The organism is Janibacter endophyticus (assembly GCF_016888335.1).
GTDB classification, from domain to species: domain Bacteria; phylum Actinomycetota; class Actinomycetes; order Actinomycetales; family Dermatophilaceae; genus Marihabitans; species Marihabitans endophyticum.
This window is the reverse complement of sequence record NZ_JAFEJG010000004.1, coordinates 437,844-453,222: the sequence shown is the minus strand read 5'-3', so window position 1 is coordinate 453,222 and position 15,379 is coordinate 437,844. Positions and strand designations below refer to the sequence as shown.

The window sequence follows — 15,379 nt, the reverse complement described above, 5'->3', positions numbered from 1 at the left end:
CTCACGGCCGTGGCGAGTCCCCTTCGAGGCGCGTTCCTCGCACCTCGGGGCAGCGCCCCTCGGTCTGGGTCGGGGCTCAGCCCAGGAAGGGCTCGAGCTCCTTGATGAGCTTCGGCTTCGGCATGGCGCCGACGAGCGTCTTGACGATCTCGCCGTCCTTGTAGACGTGCATCGTCGGGATCGAGGTGATGCCGTAGCGTGCGGTGATCTGCGGGTTCTCGTCCGTGTTGAGCTTGACGATGCTCAGCTTGCCGTCGTACTGGCCGGCGAGCTCCTCGAGGACGGGGGCGACCGCGCGGCACGGGCCGCACCAGGGGGCCCAGAAGTCGACGAGGACCGGGGTGCTGCTCTTGAGGACGTCCGCCTCGAAGGTGGCGTCGGTGGTGGCCTTGGTGCCTGCCATGGTGATTCCTTCTCTGCTCGGGTTCGGGGGTCGGTGGGTGGTCTGGGTCCAGGGTGTCAGCGCGCGCCGACAGTGCCCTCGACCGGGTCGTCCTGGCTGATGAGGGCCTGGTCGGGGGCGGGGGCTGCGGCCTGGTCGTGCTCGGCGAGCCAGCGCTCGGCGTCGAGCGCTGCGGCGCAGCCTGAGCCGGCCGCGGTGATCGCCTGGCGGTAGGTGTGGTCGACGAGGTCTCCGCAGGCGAAGACGCCGGGGATGTTGGTCCGGGTGGAGCGGCCCTCGGCGAGGACGTAGCCCTCGTCGTCGAGCTCGACCTTCGTCGCGTCCTGGGTCTCCTTGAGGAGCTCGTTGCGGGGATCGTGGCCGATGGCGACGAAGAGGCCGGTCACCGCGAGCGGCCGCTCCTCGCCGGTGACGGTGTCGCGCAGGGTCACCGAGGAGACCTTGGCGTCGCCGTGGATCGCGGTGACCTCCGAGTTCCACGCGAAGCGGATCTTGTCGTTGGACAGCGCCCGGTCGGCCATGATCTTGCTGGCGCGCAGCTCGTCCCGACGGTGCACGAGGGTGACCGAGCGGGCGAACTTCGTGAGGAAGGTGGCCTCCTCGATCGCCGAGTCGCCACCGCCGACGACGGCGATGTCCTGGTCGCGGAAGAAGAAGCCGTCGCAGGTGGCGCACCAGCTGACGCCGTGGCCGGAGAGGCGCTTCTCGTCGGGCAGCCCGAGCTCGCGGTAGGCCGAGCCCATGGCGAGGATGACGGCACGGGCCCGGTGCTCGGTGCCCTCGGAGTCGGTGACGATCTTGACGTCGCCCTCGAGACGCACGGAGGTGACGTCGTCGGTGACGATCTCGGTGCCGAAGCGCTCGGCCTGGCCGCGCATCGACATCATGAGGTCCGGCCCCATGATTCCCTCGGTGAAGCCCGGGAAGTTCTCGACCTCGGTGGTGTTCATCAGCGCGCCGCCGGCGGTGACCGAGCCCTCGAAGAGGAGCGGCTTGAGGTTGGCTCGGGCGGCGTAGACGGCGGCCGTGTAGCCGGCGGGACCGGAGCCGATGATGATGACGTTGCGGACGTCGGCAGTCACAGATGTAGTCCTTGAACGGCGGGGCAGGGGCAGATGTTGTGGTCTGTGGAGACCAACGCCCATCGTAGGCGAGGGATTCCCGACGCGTCCGGGACTGACCAGGGCGCGCCGGGCGGCGCCTCAGGGCAGGGTCGTGGGTTCGTCGTAGATCGGCTCGCACCCGGCGGCGACTGCCCAGGCCCGGGTCAGCCCTTCGCCCTCGGCCACGACGAGGAAGCCACGCTGACCGTCGAAGCTCCCGACGTCGACGAGGACCGGCCGCACCTCACCCGCCCCGAGCCGCGCCAGGCAGTCGGCGGCCCCCTGCTCGGTCGCGATCGGCCCGAGCGACGGGGACTCGGCGGAGAACGAGGGCACGGCGTGCCGCACCAGGTCCTGGGGTGAGAGCGCCCGGGCGGCCTGCTCGCCGAGGTCGCGCTCCGTGTAGGCCCGGTCGCTGATGGTCAGGGCGAAGGGGGGGCGCCGGGACTCCTCCGCGGCATCCCTCCCGGACTCGTGAGGTGCATGCTCGACGGCCTGTCCCGCGTCGGACTCGTCGGCGTCGCTCCCGCTGCGCTCCACCAGGACGGGGACGGTGATCACGAGTGCTGCGGCCGCGGCCGCGCCAAGGACCCAGGGGCCGACGGCGCGTCGTCGTCGCCGGGTCGCGAGCGGGACGACGGGTGCGCCCGCAGGGCGGCGCTCCTCGGCGAGCGAGGCCTCGATGCGGGCCACGAGCTCGGGCGGCATGGCGGGCGCGTCGCGGTCGGCGGGGAGGCCCGCGAGGAGCTCGCGCACGCGGGCGTCGTCATCGCGCTCGGTCATCGTCGCTCCTCTCGTCGGTCGGGGTGACCCTCGTCATCTGACGAGCGACGGGGGGATCTGGTTCCCTGCCGCAGGTGGTCGGCGATGGCGGCGCGACCTCGGCTGCCGCGGGACTTCACCGTGCCCGGGGCGACGCCGAGCATCGCGGCGGCCTCGGCGACGGGGACGCCGTGCATGTCGACGAGCACGAGGACGAGGCGCTGAGACTCGGGCAGGGCGGCGAGGGCCTCCGCGACGAGCAGCCGGTCGTCGACGGCCGCGGTCCGGTCGGGGAGGGACGGCAGTGCGACGCCCCCCTGCTCCTCGAGCTCGTCGGTCGAGGCGTGCGCGCGGGCGGCCCGGAGCCGGTCGAGGCAGGCGTTGACGACGATGCGGTGCAGCCAGGTGGTCAACTGGGCGTCGCCGCGGTAGGAGGCGGCCCGGCGGAAGGCGTTGACGAAGCCGTCCTGGACGGCGTCGGCCGCGAGGTCGGGGTCGGAGCACACGGACAGGGCGACGCCCCACATCCGGTCGCGGTGCCGGGCGAAGATCTCGCCGAAGGCGTCGGTGTCCCCGGCGACGTGCCGGCGCATGAGCTCACGGTCGTCGACGTCGGCGAAGGGGCCGTGGCTCACCGGGCCGGACCTACCGGAGGACGACCTCGGCGAGGGAGGCGCGGTGGCGGCCGTCCGAGCCCTGCGCCGTCGTCGTGAACCAGATGGTGACGTACCGGCCCTCGGTGGGCTGGTCGGCGGCGATCGTCACCGACCCGTCGGCACCGGAGCTCTCGCCGAGCCGGCTGCCATCGATGCCGGGCTCGGCTCCGACGAAGACCTGCAGGGTCGTCGCGGTCGGCAGCTGGAGGGTGGCGGACCGGATCGGCTGAGCCTGCCCGAGGTCGAGGACGAGCCCGACGCCACGCTTGTTGCCGAAGTCGGGCGCGTTGTAGCCCTCGGAGGTCCACGCGGTCGACACGTCGTTGTCGTAGACCCGCTGGGCCTCGGAGTTGTGCTCGGTCTGGTCGCCGTCGGGGTCGAAGCCGATGGCACTGAGGACCTGGATCGGTTCGCTGCTCGAGCTGCCCTCCTCCGCGGGCGCGGAGGGAGCCGGCTCGGGCGATGGGGCCGCGGTCTGCTGCGTGTCGGAGCCGAAGATGGCGCCCAGGTCGGTGTTGCTGCCGATCCGGGTGACACCGAAGCACCCGAGGATCAGGGCGAGCGTCACGAGCCCGGCCATGATCGCGAGCACGATGCGGGACTGCTCGGGCGAGGGGCTCTCGCCCGTCTCGGGGGGCAGGAGCGGTGCGGGGGCCTCGATGCCGTCCTGGCTGCCGGCGCTGCCGAGGCTGACCCGGTCGCGGGCCTCCGAGCTGCGGATCGCCTCACGCTGGGCGCGGCGGTCGGCCGCGACGACCTCGGCGCGCTCGCGGGTGCGCTGCGCCACCTTGCCGACCCGCTCGCCGAGCACCTTGCCGCCCACGCTGAGCGTGCCGGCGACCGTGGCGGCCGCAGCCGCAGCCGCCGCTGCGGCAGCGGTGGGGCGATGGCCCGGGCGGTCCTCGTCGGCCGTCTCCTCACGGTCGCGGTCGGTCCGCGCCGCGGGGAGGACCGCGGTGTCCTCGGGTCGGCCCTCGGTCGGCTCGGCGCGGGTCCCGGCGCCCGCGGCCGCGGCGACGGTCCCGACGAAGGGGGTGCCGCCCTCGTCGTCGGCGGTGGGGGCGGAGGTGTCGACGGGGTCGTCGGTCCCCGCGGCCGGGTCCTCGGGTTCCGGCTCGTGCGCGGCGGGCTCCCCGGAGGGTGCCGCCTCGCCCGGGACGGGCTCTTCGGTCACGGGGGTGCGCGACCAGGGGGCGATGGAGGCGGCGTAGTCGCCGGGGGAGGAGGGGCCGGCGGCGTCGGAGAGGGTCTCGCGGCAGATCGTGTCGAGGTCGCTCGGGACGCCGACGGCGAGGTGCGAGGGGGGCAGCACACCCGTGGCGTCGCGGGGTGCGTCGGGCAGGGCGGTGCGGCTCTCGAGAGGCCAGGACCCGGTGAGGCCGGCGTAGGCCAGCGCCACGACCGCGGCGGCGTCCTCCGCGTCGCCGTCGTGCTCGTCCTCGTCGATCCCGGCGAGGGCGGCGTCGGCGGCGAGGCCACGGACCCGGACCGAGCCGTCCTCACCGACGAGGACCGACTCGGGGACGAGAGCGAGGTGGTGCAGACCGCGGGCACGGGCGGCCTCGAGGACGAGGGCGACCTCGCCGGTGATGCGTCGGATCTCCTCGGCGGGCAGGCCGGTGCCGATGAGGGCGCTCAGGGGACGCTCGTCGTGGCGGTAGGACTCGGTGATCCAGGCCAGGGTCCCGTCGGTGTCGACGTCGAGGACGCGGGTCAGGCCCGGGTGGCCGATGCCGCTGGCCCGGCGGGCCGCGTCGAGGGTCGCCTCGGTGTGCTCGCCGTCGGCAGGGACGACGTGCAGGACGACGTCGCGCTCGAGGTCGGTGTCGCGCGCCAGCCAGCGCTCGCTCGTCGCTCGCTGCTCCACGCGTCGCCCGAGCGTGTACCGCCCCAGCGTGGTTCCCGGGTGCACTCCGTGCACGTCAGGGCCCCTTCCGTCGTCTCTGGTCGCGGCGGGGGTCGCCCGGCCACGGTCGCTGCCGCGCCATCCTAGGCTGAGGTGGCCCGGCCGCCCGCTATGCGCGCCGCAGTCGGCGGGTCACCGGTGCGAGCACGCTGGTGACCTCGGCGACCCGCATCCGGGCGGCGCCCGCGAGCGCGACGAGCACGAGGACCGGGCCGGCGACCGCGACGACGACGACCGAGGCGAGCCAGCTGTCCCCGAGCGTGCGGGTGAGCAGGACGACGGCGGCGACCGCGACGAGGGTCGCGGCGGCGGTGGCGACGAGGAGCCGGACGTTCTGGCGCACGACGCCGGCGAGGCCCAGCGGTCCGAGCCGGCGGCGCAGGAGGGTGAGCCCGATGGCGGCGCCGAGGAGGTTGCTCACGGTCTGGCCGACGCCCACCCAGGTCGCGGCCTCGGTGAAGGGCCGGGTCATGGCGAAGAGCGTGAACGCCGCGGCGGTGCCGGTGACGAGGATCTGGAGGACGAAGGGGGTGCGTCCGTCCTCGTAGGCGTAGCAGGCCCGCTGCACGAGGTAGAACCAGCCGTAGGGGACGAGACCGAAGGCCATGGCGACGAAGACCCCGGTCGCGAGGGCGGCCTCGTCGCCGGGCGTCCCCGGCAGGATCGCGCGCAGGATCCACGGTGCGAGGAGGACCATCGCGGCGGTGCCGGGGATGAGCAGCACCGCGGGCATCCGCATGCCGCGGCGCAGGTCGGCGGTGACGGCGGCGGTGTCGCCGTCCTGGGCGCTGTGGCTCAGCCGGGTGAAGATCGCCGTGACGAGCGAGACCGTGATGATCGAGTGCGGGAGCATGAAGATGAGGAAGGCGAAGCTGTAGGCGTTGAGGCCCGCGGCGAGCTCGCCGGCCGTCTCGGCCCGGTCCGTGGCCCCGGTGAGGACCCTCGTGGTGACGAAGTAGCCCAGCTGCCCGACCGCCACGGCGGCGAAGGCCCACAGGGCCATCCGGGAGGCCGCGCCGAGACCGCTGCCGCGCAGACCCCAGGTGGGGCGGTAGCGGAAGCCGATGGAGCGCAGCGGCGGGACGAGGACGAGCGCCTGCACGGCGATCGAGAGGGTCGCCGTCCCGGCGAGCACCCAGATCATCGTCGCGTCCCACGAGCCGACCGCGGTGGACTGACCCCGGTCGGTGACGAGGAACCAGGCGAGCCCGGCGATGGCGACGACGTTGGCCACGGCGGGCGCCCACATGTACGCCCCGAAGCGGCTGTGCGCGTTGAGCACCTGCCCGAGCAGGGTGTAGAGGCCGTAGAAGAACATCTGCGGCAGGCAGATGAAGGCGAAGGCGATGGCCAGGCCCCGCGCGTCGTCGCTCCACCCCGAGCTGACGACCAGGCGCACGAGGAGGGGCGCGGCCAGGGTGAGGAGCAGGGTGGCGACTCCCATGATCGTCATCGCGAGGGTGAGCAGGCGGTTGACGTAGACCTCGCCGTCGTCCCGCCGGGCCGCCTTGGCGATCTGCGGGACGATCACGGCGTTAAGGACGCCGCCCGCGAGGATGAGGTGGAAGAGGTTGGGCAGGGTGTTCGCAGCGTTCCAGGCGTCGCCGACGAGGCCGGCGATGCCGACGACTGCGATGGTCATCGTCTGCCGGACGAGCCCGAGGACGCGGCTCACGAGGGTGCCCGATGCCATGAGGGCGCCGGAGCGCGCGATGGAGGGCGACTCCGGGGTGGGGCGTGGGCGCTCGGTCATCGGCTCCTCGGCGGGGGTGCGGGCGGTCAGGACCGACGACGAACGCTACGCCACCGTCCGAGGGCGACGAGCGCGATCGCGGACGCGCCGATGACCCAGTAGATCCAGCTGCCCGTCGGGCTGACGCGGACGCGCAGCTCGGCGGGCGGCGCGAGCTGGCGTCCGGCGGGGTCGGTGACGGCGACGACGATCGGCACCCGCCCGGGGGCGAGGGCGGTGGCCTGGACGGTGACGGTGTGCCGGGACCGCGGCCCGACGGCGATCGGCTCCGGCGCGTCGTCGATCCGCAGGATGTGAGTGTCCGGCCGGAGCTGGACCTGGAGGTGGTCGAGCTCGACGTCGGTGTGGTTCTCGACGGTCACCTGCAGACGACCGGTGTCGGCGAAGAAGTTGACGTCCCCGGAGGCGACGCGCAGGTCTCGCTCGGTCCGGGTGAGGTCGGTGTGGAGCCGGTCGGCGAGCTCTCGGGCCGGTCGGGCCTGGGCTCGCCAGCGCGCCGAGGTGAGCTGGACCTGGGTCTCGGTGATCGTCGGCGTCCAGGTCGCGGTGTCCCCGCGCACCGTGGCCAGCGAGTCCCGCAGGTTGACGTCCTGCAGCAGCTGGGTGGCCCGGCCCGGTGTCAGCACGGGAGGCGGGTCGTCCGCCACCGTGCGCGGGAGGTCGACCGGGGCGCCGCCGGGCTGCCCACCGTCGCTCAGCTCCCCCGGCTCGACCCAGGGGATGTCGGCCGTGGCGGCCCGGAGCTGGGCGTAGCCGTCCGGGTCAGGGGTGCGACCACGGGGCGGGACGACCGCGATGGTCCGGACGGTGCCGGGCAGGTCCCCGAGGATGGCCGCGCTGTCGGCGACGAGGCGCTGCCGGGCGAGGACGGGGCTCTCGGTGCCGCCGGCGTCCGCGGCGAGCACGCCGAGCTCCGGGTCGGTGACGATGAGCTGCGTTCCCTCCGGGCCCGCCTGAAAGGCATGGGGGGTCCGGCTCGTCCCGGCGAGGGCGGTGCGTGGCACGAGGGCCGTCGTCGCTCGTCCGTAGAGCTCGCGGAGGAGGGACACGCGCTCGCGCGACATCAGCCCGTCGGCCGGCCACACGACGTCGCTGCGCGCCCCGAGGTCCTCGGCGGCGGCCGTGCCGCCCTCGACGCGGGGGGCGATGAGGGTCCGCCCGGGCACCGACGTCGCGGCGGTGACGTCCGCGTCAGCCTCGGGCAGGACGATCGTGCGCTCGGGGTCGAGCGCGTCGCCGACGGCCTCGGCCAGCGCGACCCGCACGGTCTGCTCACGCTCCGGGAGCCCTCGCTCGGGCTCCGGCTGGGCGTCGGGCAGGAGCAGGGGGTCGAGGAGCCAGAACTCGCCCGGGCCCGGGCCGCGGTCGGTGGTCGTGGCGAGGGGTGACCCCTCCCCGACGGCCTTCTCCCAGGCGCTGGAGCGCTCCACGCCGGGGGCCTCCCAGAGCTCGGTCGTCGCCGGCAGGGTGACCGGGACGCCCCAGAGGAGGCGGAGCGGCTCGTACTCCTTGGCCCGGTGCACCCCGACGAAGGTCCGGGTGGCGCTCTGCCCGGACTGGACGCTCACGGGGGCGACGCCCCACGAGCGGCCGGGCAGGAGGTCGGAGGCCGGCACGGTGAGGGTGAAGCTCGCGCTCCGTCCGGGGGCGACGGAGGGCAGGGTCGCCTCGTCGACCGGTGACCCGGGGGCCGGCTCCTCGGCCTCTGCCCACGCGTCGATCTCGGCGCGATCGCCCGTGGGGGTGCCGAGCACGACAGAGACGGAGGGGCGGACGAGGGCGTCGGGGCCGCGGTTGGTGAGGCGTCCGCGGATCGTCGCCGCTGCCGGGTCGTCGCGCGTGCCCTCGGTCGCGTCGACGACGGGGGTGACCTCGGTGAGGGTGATCGTCGGTGCGGCGGTGACCGGGTCGTCACCGGGCGGGGCGAAGGGGGTGGCCTGGGCGGGCGTGGTCGCCGTCAGCAGGCCGAGCAGGGCTGCCGCAGCGGCCGTCGCGCTCAGGCGTCGCCCGCCAGACGCTGCCACGCCTCCCTCGCGATCCGTCGTTCGTTGGGGAAGGTCAGGTGCCGGTGGGCCTCCCGCAGGGGCAGCCAGGCGACGTCGACGGCCTCGTGGTCGGGGTCGTTGTCGATCGTGAGATACCCGCCGATGGCCTCGAGCAGGTAGTGGTGCACGAACTTGTGGATCCGGCGGTCGCTCGTGGCGAACCAGTAGTCGATCGTGCCGAGCTCGACGAGGACCCGGGCCTCGATGCCGGTCTCCTCGGCGACCTCGCGGGCCGCGGTCTCGACGAGCGTCTCCTCGCCCTCGATGTGGCCCTTGGGCAGGCACCACTCGAGACGGCCGGCACGGTTGCGTCGGGCGATGACGGCGATCCGGGCCTGACCCTCGTGGATGTCGACGACGACCCCGCCGGCGCTGCGCTCCTCGACCGCGGGCAGTCGCCGCGGGGATCGAGGGGCATGGGCCGGGTGTGCCATGTGGTCACTGTAGCCACACCAGTCTGAGAGGCCCCTGGAGCGTGCTGGGCCCCAACCCGGTCGCACGAGCCAAGGCTTGTGCGGTCGTCCTGGCCCCAACCCGGTCGCACGAGCCAAGGCTCGTGCGGTCGTCCTGGCGTCCTCCTTCTCGCACGAGCCTTGGCTCGTGCGAGAAGGAGGAGCGAGGGGGGAGGCTGGGCAGGGCGGCTAGCCTCGGGCGGGTGATCGGGCAGCCACCTCCGGAGATCCCCGGTCTCAGCTTCGTCCAGCGGCTGGGGTCCGGCGGCTTCGCCGACGTGCTCCTCTACCGCCAGGAGCTGCCGCAGATGCTCGTCGCCGTCAAGGTGCTGCGCACCGCGTCGGGGGACCTGCGCGAGCAGCTGGTCGCGGAGGCCAACACGATGGCCGAGCTCGCCGAGCACCCGTACATCGTGACGATCATGCGCGCCGGCGTCACGGGGGACGGCCGCCCCTATCTCGTCATGGCCTACTACCCCCGCCCCAACCTCGCGGCCCGGGCCCGCCAGGCGCCGCTGTCGGTCGCCGAGACCCTGCGCACCGGGGTCCAGCTCGCGTCGGCGGTGGAGACCGCCCACCGCGCCGGGGTCCTGCACCGCGACATCAAGCCGGCGAACGTGCTCGTGACCTCCTACGGGACGCCCGCGCTCGCGGACTTCGGCGTCGCCGGCCGCGCCGGGGCCGTCGACGATGAGGACGCGGTCGGGGTGTCGATTGCCTGGGCGCCGCCCGAGGTGCTCACCGGACGCTCCAACGGCTCCGTGGCCGCCGACGTCTACTCCCTCACCGCCACGCTCGCCTACCTGCTCACCGGACGGACCCCCTTCGAGTCGGTCGACGGCGACAACTCCCAGGACGCTCTCCTCGCCCGGACCATCCACGAGCCCGCGCCGTCCACCGGCCGGGACGACGTGCCCGAGGTGCTCGAGCAGGTGCTCCGGCAGGGGATGGCCAAGGACCCGGCGCACCGTCCCCCGGACGCGATGAGCCTCGCGATCGAGCTGCAGCGTGTCGAGCAGTCCCTCGGTCTGCCGCGCACCGAGATCGTCGTCCTCGACGAGCACGAGGGGTTGCATACCGCGACCGGACGCCCGACGACCGTGCGACCCGCCTACGTCCGCACCCCGGTCGGTGGGCTGACCCCGATCCTCGCGGCGAGCGGCTCCTCCCCGGACCGCGCCCGCCGTCGGTGGCCGTGGCTCGTCGCGGCGGCGGCAGCCGTCCTCCTCCTCGCCGGCGGCGTGGTCGGCGGTCTGCTCCTCCTCGACGACGACCCGGACCCCGCCCCCACGGACCAGGCGGCGACGCCGGCCCAGACCGCGGAGACGTCAGCTTCGGCCTCTCGCGCCGAGGGGACACCAGCGCCGACCTCGACCGGCTCGTCGACGTCGAGCACCGCGATCGACCGCTGCGTCGTCGGTCGTTGGCGCATCACCGAGTACCGCGAGGAGTCGCTGGCCGGCACGGCCACCGGCCTTCAGCGCGACACGACGATCACCGAGGACGGCCAGATGACGGTCGTCTACGACGAGGCCGCCGTCCAGGGCACGTCGGTGGTGCTCGACGGGAGGGTCGTCTACGAGATCGGCACCGACGACGGCCGGATGACCTTCCGGGTCGTGCGCAACGACGTCATCACCAAGGTGGGCCCCATCGAGCAGAACCTGCCGATGGGGACCGACCCCGTGACCTACACGTGCTCGGGTGACACCTTCACCCAGGAGAAGCCGGGTTTCCGGGCGGTCCACGAGCGGGTGTGAGCGTCCCCGCAGCCGTGCGCGACCCATCGGCGGCGAAGGGGTGACCTACCCTTGCGCCCGTGCCCACCCCTTCGTCCCTGCCGCCGCAGATCCCCCGTGAGGTGATCGAGGCAGCCGTCGCGCACCTCGCCCCCGTCCTGCCCCTGCTGCAGGACCTCGGTGAGCGTTTCGCGGCGACGGGGCACGAGCTCGCCCTCGTCGGGGGTCCGGTCCGCGACGCCTTCCTCGGCCGGGTCTCGACCGACCTCGACCTCACGACGAGCGCCGCCACCGAGGAGACCGAGGCGATCCTCATGGCCTGGGGGGAGACCCACTGGGACATGGGCCGCGAGTTCGGGACGATCGGCGCGCGTCGGGGCGACACCGTCGTCGAGGTGACGACCTACCGGGCCGACGCCTACGACGGGCTGACCCGCAAGCCCGTCGTCGCCTTCGGCGACAACCTCGAGGAGGACCTCGTCCGCCGCGACTTCACCGTCAACGCGATGGCCTTGCGTCTGCCCGGCCTCGAGCTCGTCGACCCGCACGGCGGGATGCTCGACCTCGCTGCCGGACGGCTGCGCACCCCGAGCACCCCCGAGGTCTCCTTCTCCGACGACCCGTTGCGGATGATGCGAGCGGCGCGTTTCGTGGCCCAGCTCGGGCTGACCCCTGCTCCGGAGGTCGTCACGGCGATGACCGAGGCCGCCCCCACCCTCTCGATCGTCTCGGCCGAGCGGGTCCGGGACGAGCTGATCAAGCTGATCCTCGCGGCCGACCCCGTGGCCGGGCTGCGGCTGCTCGTCGAGACCGGTGTGGCCGAGGAGATGCTGCCCGAGCTGCCTGCGCTACGGCTCGAGATCGACGAGCACCACCGGCACAAGGACGTCTACGAGCACTCGCTGACCGTGCTGCGGCAGGCGATCGACCTCGAGACCGGCCCTGACGGCCCGGTGCCCCGACCGGACCTCGTGCTGCGGTTGGCCGCTCTCCTGCACGACATCGGCAAGCCGGCGACGCGGGCCTTCGAGCCGGGCGGTGGGGTCACCTTCCACCACCACGACGTCGTCGGGGCCAAGCTCACCGCGAAGCGGATGCGGGCGCTGCGCTTCGACAAGGAGACCACGAGGGCCGTCGCGCGGCTCGTCGAGCTGCACCTGCGCTTCCACGGCTACGGCGACGGCCAGTGGACCGACTCCGCGGTGCGTCGCTACGTCACCGACGCCGGCCCGCTGCTCGAGCGCCTGCACCGCCTGACCCGCGCCGACTGCACCACCCGCAACCAGCGGCGTGCCCGCCGACTGTCCCAGGCCTACGACGACCTCGAGGTCCGGATCGAGCGCCTGCTGGAGCAGGAGGAGCTCGGCAAGGTCCGGCCGGAGCTCGACGGGCACGAGATCGCCGAGGTGCTCGGCATCGAGCCCGGACCCGACCTGGGGCAGGCGTACAAGTACCTGTTGTCGGTGCGCCTCGACGAAGGGGTCATCGGCAAGGAGGCGGCGGCGCAGCGGCTCCGGGAGTGGTGGGCCGAGCGGGACGCCACCAGGTGAGCTCCTTCGGGCCGTGCGGCAGACTGGCCACAACGACAGAGAACGGTCGGCCGGGATGGGCCGGCCGCGCAGGGAGGATGGACATGGGCCGGGTCAGGCGCACGCTCGCGCTCGCCGGGGTGCTCGCGATGGCAGGCTCGCTCGGTGCCTGTCAGCAGCAGTCCAAGAAGTGCGACTTCAGGACGGGCGAGTACGGGGTGTGCACGATCGACACCACGGGCGGCGGTTCGTCCGTCGACCTCGGTTTCCACATCGACCCGGCCAAGAGCGGCAACGACTTCAACGACAGCTACCTCTTCCGGCAGGTCGAGGGTGGCGTCGCGTCCTTCTCCGCCATGGGGCAGGACTTCAGCTGCACGCAGGGCGAGACCATCCCGGTGGGGAAGGGCTTCGCCGACTGCCTGGAGGTCGGCGAGGACCACCTCAAGGTGAGGATCTACGTCGGCGACCCGCCGGAGTGACTCGCCCGGACCGGCGACGCTCCCCCATGGGGAGTCCTCCCCATGGTCGTGGCGCCCGTCCGTCCATAGGCTGACCAGCAGCCCAACGCCCAGACCGACCAGGGGAACCGATGAGTGTGCAGCAAGGCATGGATGTCCGTGCCGTTCGGGCGTCCGCACGCGAGCTGAGCCGGTACGCCGGTGACGTCGACTCGCTCGTCTCCCAGGCCACCCGCGCGATCGGCAAGCTCGAGAGCAAGTGGGAGGGCAACGACTTCGTCTCCTTCAAGTCGACGTGGGACGGGTCGACGAAGACGGCCCTGTCGCGGATCTCCGAGGACCTGCGGTCGACCTCGCGCGAGCTGAACCGGCAGGCCGATGGCCAGGAGGGCGTGAGCGAGGACTACGAAGGGGGCACCGAGGGAGGGAGCCCGACCGCCGGTGACGGCTCGTCGGGGTCCACCTCCAGCGCCACCGGGGGCGACGACAAGAAGACGCCCGAGCCGCAGATCGACCCGGGCCACTCGGAGTCCCCGGGCAACCCGTACGACTCGGGCAACACCCGCACCCCGCTGTCCGACGGCGGGACGATGATCACCGACAAGGACGGCAACGTCTGGTACGAGGACACGACGGGCAAGGTCTACCCCCAGGGCACCGCGATCCGGTTCGACAAGGACGGCAACCCGGTCGGCGTCGACTACGGCTCGGGCAGGTGGGAGAACAAGGACGGACCGGGCGGGACCGAGCGCAGCAGCCGGGTCTACTCCGAGCGAGATGGCTGGCAGCAGCGTCAGGGCGCGACGCACGACTGGAGCCGGAACCACGACACCGCCTACACCCGGTGGAAGATGGACGACGCGCGGCCGTGGAACCAGGAGGGTTCGCTTGCCCAGGTGCCCGGCCAGGCCAGCGACTGGGCCGACCGGCACAACGTCAGCGGGGAGATCAAGAACGACCTCGTCAAGGCCGAGACCGGCGCCGAGTGGGAGGGCGCGCTCGCGAGCAAGCAGTGGGGCGACGACAAGAACGGTGTGCGCGTCGAAGCCCTCTCTGCCCGCGCGGAGGCCAACGCCGAGGCCGGCATCGGCCCCACCGGGGCGAGCGCGACCGCCACCGTGGCAGCGGGCGGGTACCTCGCCCGGGCCTCCGGTCAGTTCCAGTCCGGGGAGTGGAACGGCATGAGCGCCAAGGGCAGCGGCTCTGCGTACGCCGGTGCCGAGGCCAAGGTCGGTGGCGAGGCCTCGATCGGTCCCGGCGGCGCGAAGGTCGGCGTCAACGCCGAGGCGTTCGCCGGCGCCAAGATGGAGGGTGACGTCACGGGCAAGGTCGGCCCCGCCGAGGTCACCGCGGGCGGTGAGCTGTCCGTCGGGGTCGGCGCGCACGCCGACATCGACGCCGAGATCAGCATGGAGAAGGTCGACGTGTCGGTCGACATCGGCGCCACCCTCGGTATCGGTGGCGGCGTGAAGTTCGACATCAGCTTCAGCCCCAAGGAAGCTCTCGACATGCTGCCCGACCTATTCTGACCGCTGACGACCTGAAGGAGCACCACCATGCCGCTTGTCACCTACCCGAGCCCGGTCGTCCCGGGGCCGCCGCCCCTGACCATCGAGATGCCCGACACCTGGGAGCAGGTGTGGGCGCCGGAGACGCTCTTCGCGATCCGCGAGCCTGAGCGCACCGACGGGTCGTTCCTCACGAACATCGTCGCCCGCCACTACCACCGCGGCGGGGACTTCGGTCCGGAGAAGGCCGTGGCCGACCTCAAGGCCGACGCCGAGGCGAAGGGGGGAGAGCTCGGGCAGACCTTCGAGACGGAGATCGACGGGACGACCTTCTTCGGTGCGGCGACGAGCATCGTCGACGAGAACGCCGGGACGATCGTCCAGGTCCACCTCTTCGCCGCCCAGCCCCAAGGGTCGGTGCTCGCCGTCATCCAGCTCACCGGCAGCTGCGCCGGCGCCCGGGCCGGTACGGAGGTCGACCTCATCCGCTCGATCATGAAGACGCTGCGGATCAACCCCTGATCCACCCCCCGACCGGAGCAAGGACCGATCGACCCCCATGCGCACCATCACCTACCCGAGCGAGGCCTTCCCCGGGCCTCCGTCCGTCGAGCTCGACCTGCCGGAGGGCTGGGCACCGCTGCGGGTGGCGGGATCGTTCATGGCGGCTCGTGAGGTCGCTGCACCGACCGGTTTCGCGAGCAACGTCGTCGTCCGTGGCTACGCGCGCGACCTGCACTTCGACGTCCGTGAGGTGATGCAGGACCTGCGCGCCTTCGCCGACGGGCAGGCCTCCGGGGTTGTCGACGAGCCCTTCCGGCTGACCCTCGGGGGTGTGCCGTGGCTCGGGGTCAACGTCTCGTGGGTCGACCCAGACATCGGCCAGCTGCTGCAGGCCCACCTCATCGCCGGCTGGGAGCGAGGCACCTTCCTCGACCTCGTGCACGTCGTCGGAGCCGTCGGCGGGGGCGACATCATGCGCGCGTACCAGTCGCTCCACGACGTCCTCGTCTCCGTGAGGGTCTCGCGTTGACGGCTGCGCTCGCCACGGGAGAAGGTCAG

Annotated in this window: 14 protein-coding genes; 6 read left to right on the top strand and 8 right to left on the bottom strand. The window is 73.1% G+C overall.

Annotated features, from left to right (window positions below):
* Window positions 1-76: 76 nt before the first annotated feature.
* The 8 genes from trxA to JNO54_RS02150 form a co-directional block, all read right to left on the bottom strand.
* Window positions 77-403 (bottom strand): thioredoxin, encoded by a 327-nt coding sequence (trxA, locus tag JNO54_RS02185; RefSeq protein WP_204142418.1) that lies wholly within the window; start codon window positions 401-403, stop codon window positions 77-79.
* Window positions 404-459: 56 nt separating this feature from the next.
* Window positions 460-1,485, bottom strand: coding sequence for a thioredoxin-disulfide reductase (gene trxB / locus JNO54_RS02180; protein ID WP_307818012.1), 1,026 nt, complete (start codon window positions 1,483-1,485; stop codon window positions 460-462).
* 120 nt (window positions 1,486-1,605) lie between these two features.
* Window positions 1,606-2,289 (bottom strand): RsmA family anti-sigma factor, encoded by a 684-nt coding sequence (locus tag JNO54_RS02175; RefSeq protein ID WP_204142416.1) that lies wholly within the window; start codon window positions 2,287-2,289, stop codon window positions 1,606-1,608.
* Window positions 2,286-2,861, bottom strand: a complete 576-nt coding sequence (gene sigM / locus JNO54_RS02170; protein WP_204144500.1) for an RNA polymerase sigma factor SigM — start codon at window positions 2,859-2,861, stop codon at window positions 2,286-2,288. The genes JNO54_RS02175 and sigM overlap by 4 nt, the downstream gene beginning before the upstream one ends.
* A gap of 52 nt (window positions 2,862-2,913) precedes the next feature.
* The gene (locus tag JNO54_RS02165; protein WP_204142415.1) at window positions 2,914-4,791 is read right to left on the bottom strand and encodes a hypothetical protein; all 1,878 of its coding nucleotides are present in this window, start codon (window positions 4,789-4,791) and stop codon (window positions 2,914-2,916) included.
* A 148-nt stretch (window positions 4,792-4,939) separates the two neighbouring features.
* On the bottom strand, window positions 4,940-6,583 hold the full coding sequence (murJ, locus tag JNO54_RS02160; protein ID WP_204142414.1) for a murein biosynthesis integral membrane protein MurJ: 1,644 nt from the start codon (window positions 6,581-6,583) through the stop codon (window positions 4,940-4,942).
* A 26-nt stretch (window positions 6,584-6,609) separates the two neighbouring features.
* Window positions 6,610-8,607, bottom strand: a complete 1,998-nt coding sequence (locus JNO54_RS02155; protein ID WP_204142413.1) for a DUF6049 family protein — start codon at window positions 8,605-8,607, stop codon at window positions 6,610-6,612.
* Window positions 8,580-9,062, bottom strand: a complete 483-nt coding sequence (locus JNO54_RS02150) for an NUDIX hydrolase (protein WP_204142412.1) — start codon at window positions 9,060-9,062, stop codon at window positions 8,580-8,582. The genes JNO54_RS02155 and JNO54_RS02150 overlap by 28 nt, the downstream gene beginning before the upstream one ends.
* A 221-nt stretch (window positions 9,063-9,283) precedes the next feature.
* Here JNO54_RS02150 and JNO54_RS02145 point away from each other — a divergent pair, with 221 nt between their 5' ends.
* The 6 genes from JNO54_RS02145 (at window position 9,284) to JNO54_RS02120 (ending at window position 15,350) form a co-directional block, all read left to right on the top strand.
* Window positions 9,284-10,840 carry a serine/threonine-protein kinase gene (locus JNO54_RS02145; RefSeq protein WP_204142411.1) on the top strand — a complete coding sequence of 519 codons (1,557 nt, stop codon included), beginning with the start codon at window positions 9,284-9,286 and terminating at the stop codon, window positions 10,838-10,840.
* Window positions 10,841-10,899: 59 nt separating this feature from the next.
* On the top strand, window positions 10,900-12,369 hold the full coding sequence (locus JNO54_RS02140; protein ID WP_307818010.1) for a CCA tRNA nucleotidyltransferase: 1,470 nt from the start codon (window positions 10,900-10,902) through the stop codon (window positions 12,367-12,369).
* An 83-nt stretch (window positions 12,370-12,452) separates the two neighbouring features.
* On the top strand, window positions 12,453-12,830 hold the full coding sequence (locus tag JNO54_RS02135) for a hypothetical protein (protein WP_204142410.1): 378 nt from the start codon (window positions 12,453-12,455) through the stop codon (window positions 12,828-12,830).
* Window positions 12,831-12,940: 110 nt separating this feature from the next.
* On the top strand, window positions 12,941-14,338 hold the full coding sequence (locus JNO54_RS02130; RefSeq protein WP_204142409.1) for a WXG100 family type VII secretion target: 1,398 nt from the start codon (window positions 12,941-12,943) through the stop codon (window positions 14,336-14,338).
* Window positions 14,339-14,365: 27 nt separating this feature from the next.
* Complete coding sequence (locus JNO54_RS02125) at window positions 14,366-14,839, top strand: hypothetical protein (protein WP_204142408.1); 474 nt, start codon at window positions 14,366-14,368, stop codon at window positions 14,837-14,839.
* Between the two features lie 37 nt (window positions 14,840-14,876).
* Window positions 14,877-15,350 carry a hypothetical protein gene (locus JNO54_RS02120; RefSeq protein WP_204142407.1) on the top strand — a complete coding sequence of 158 codons (474 nt, stop codon included), beginning with the start codon at window positions 14,877-14,879 and terminating at the stop codon, window positions 15,348-15,350.
* Window positions 15,351-15,379 lie beyond the last annotated feature (29 nt).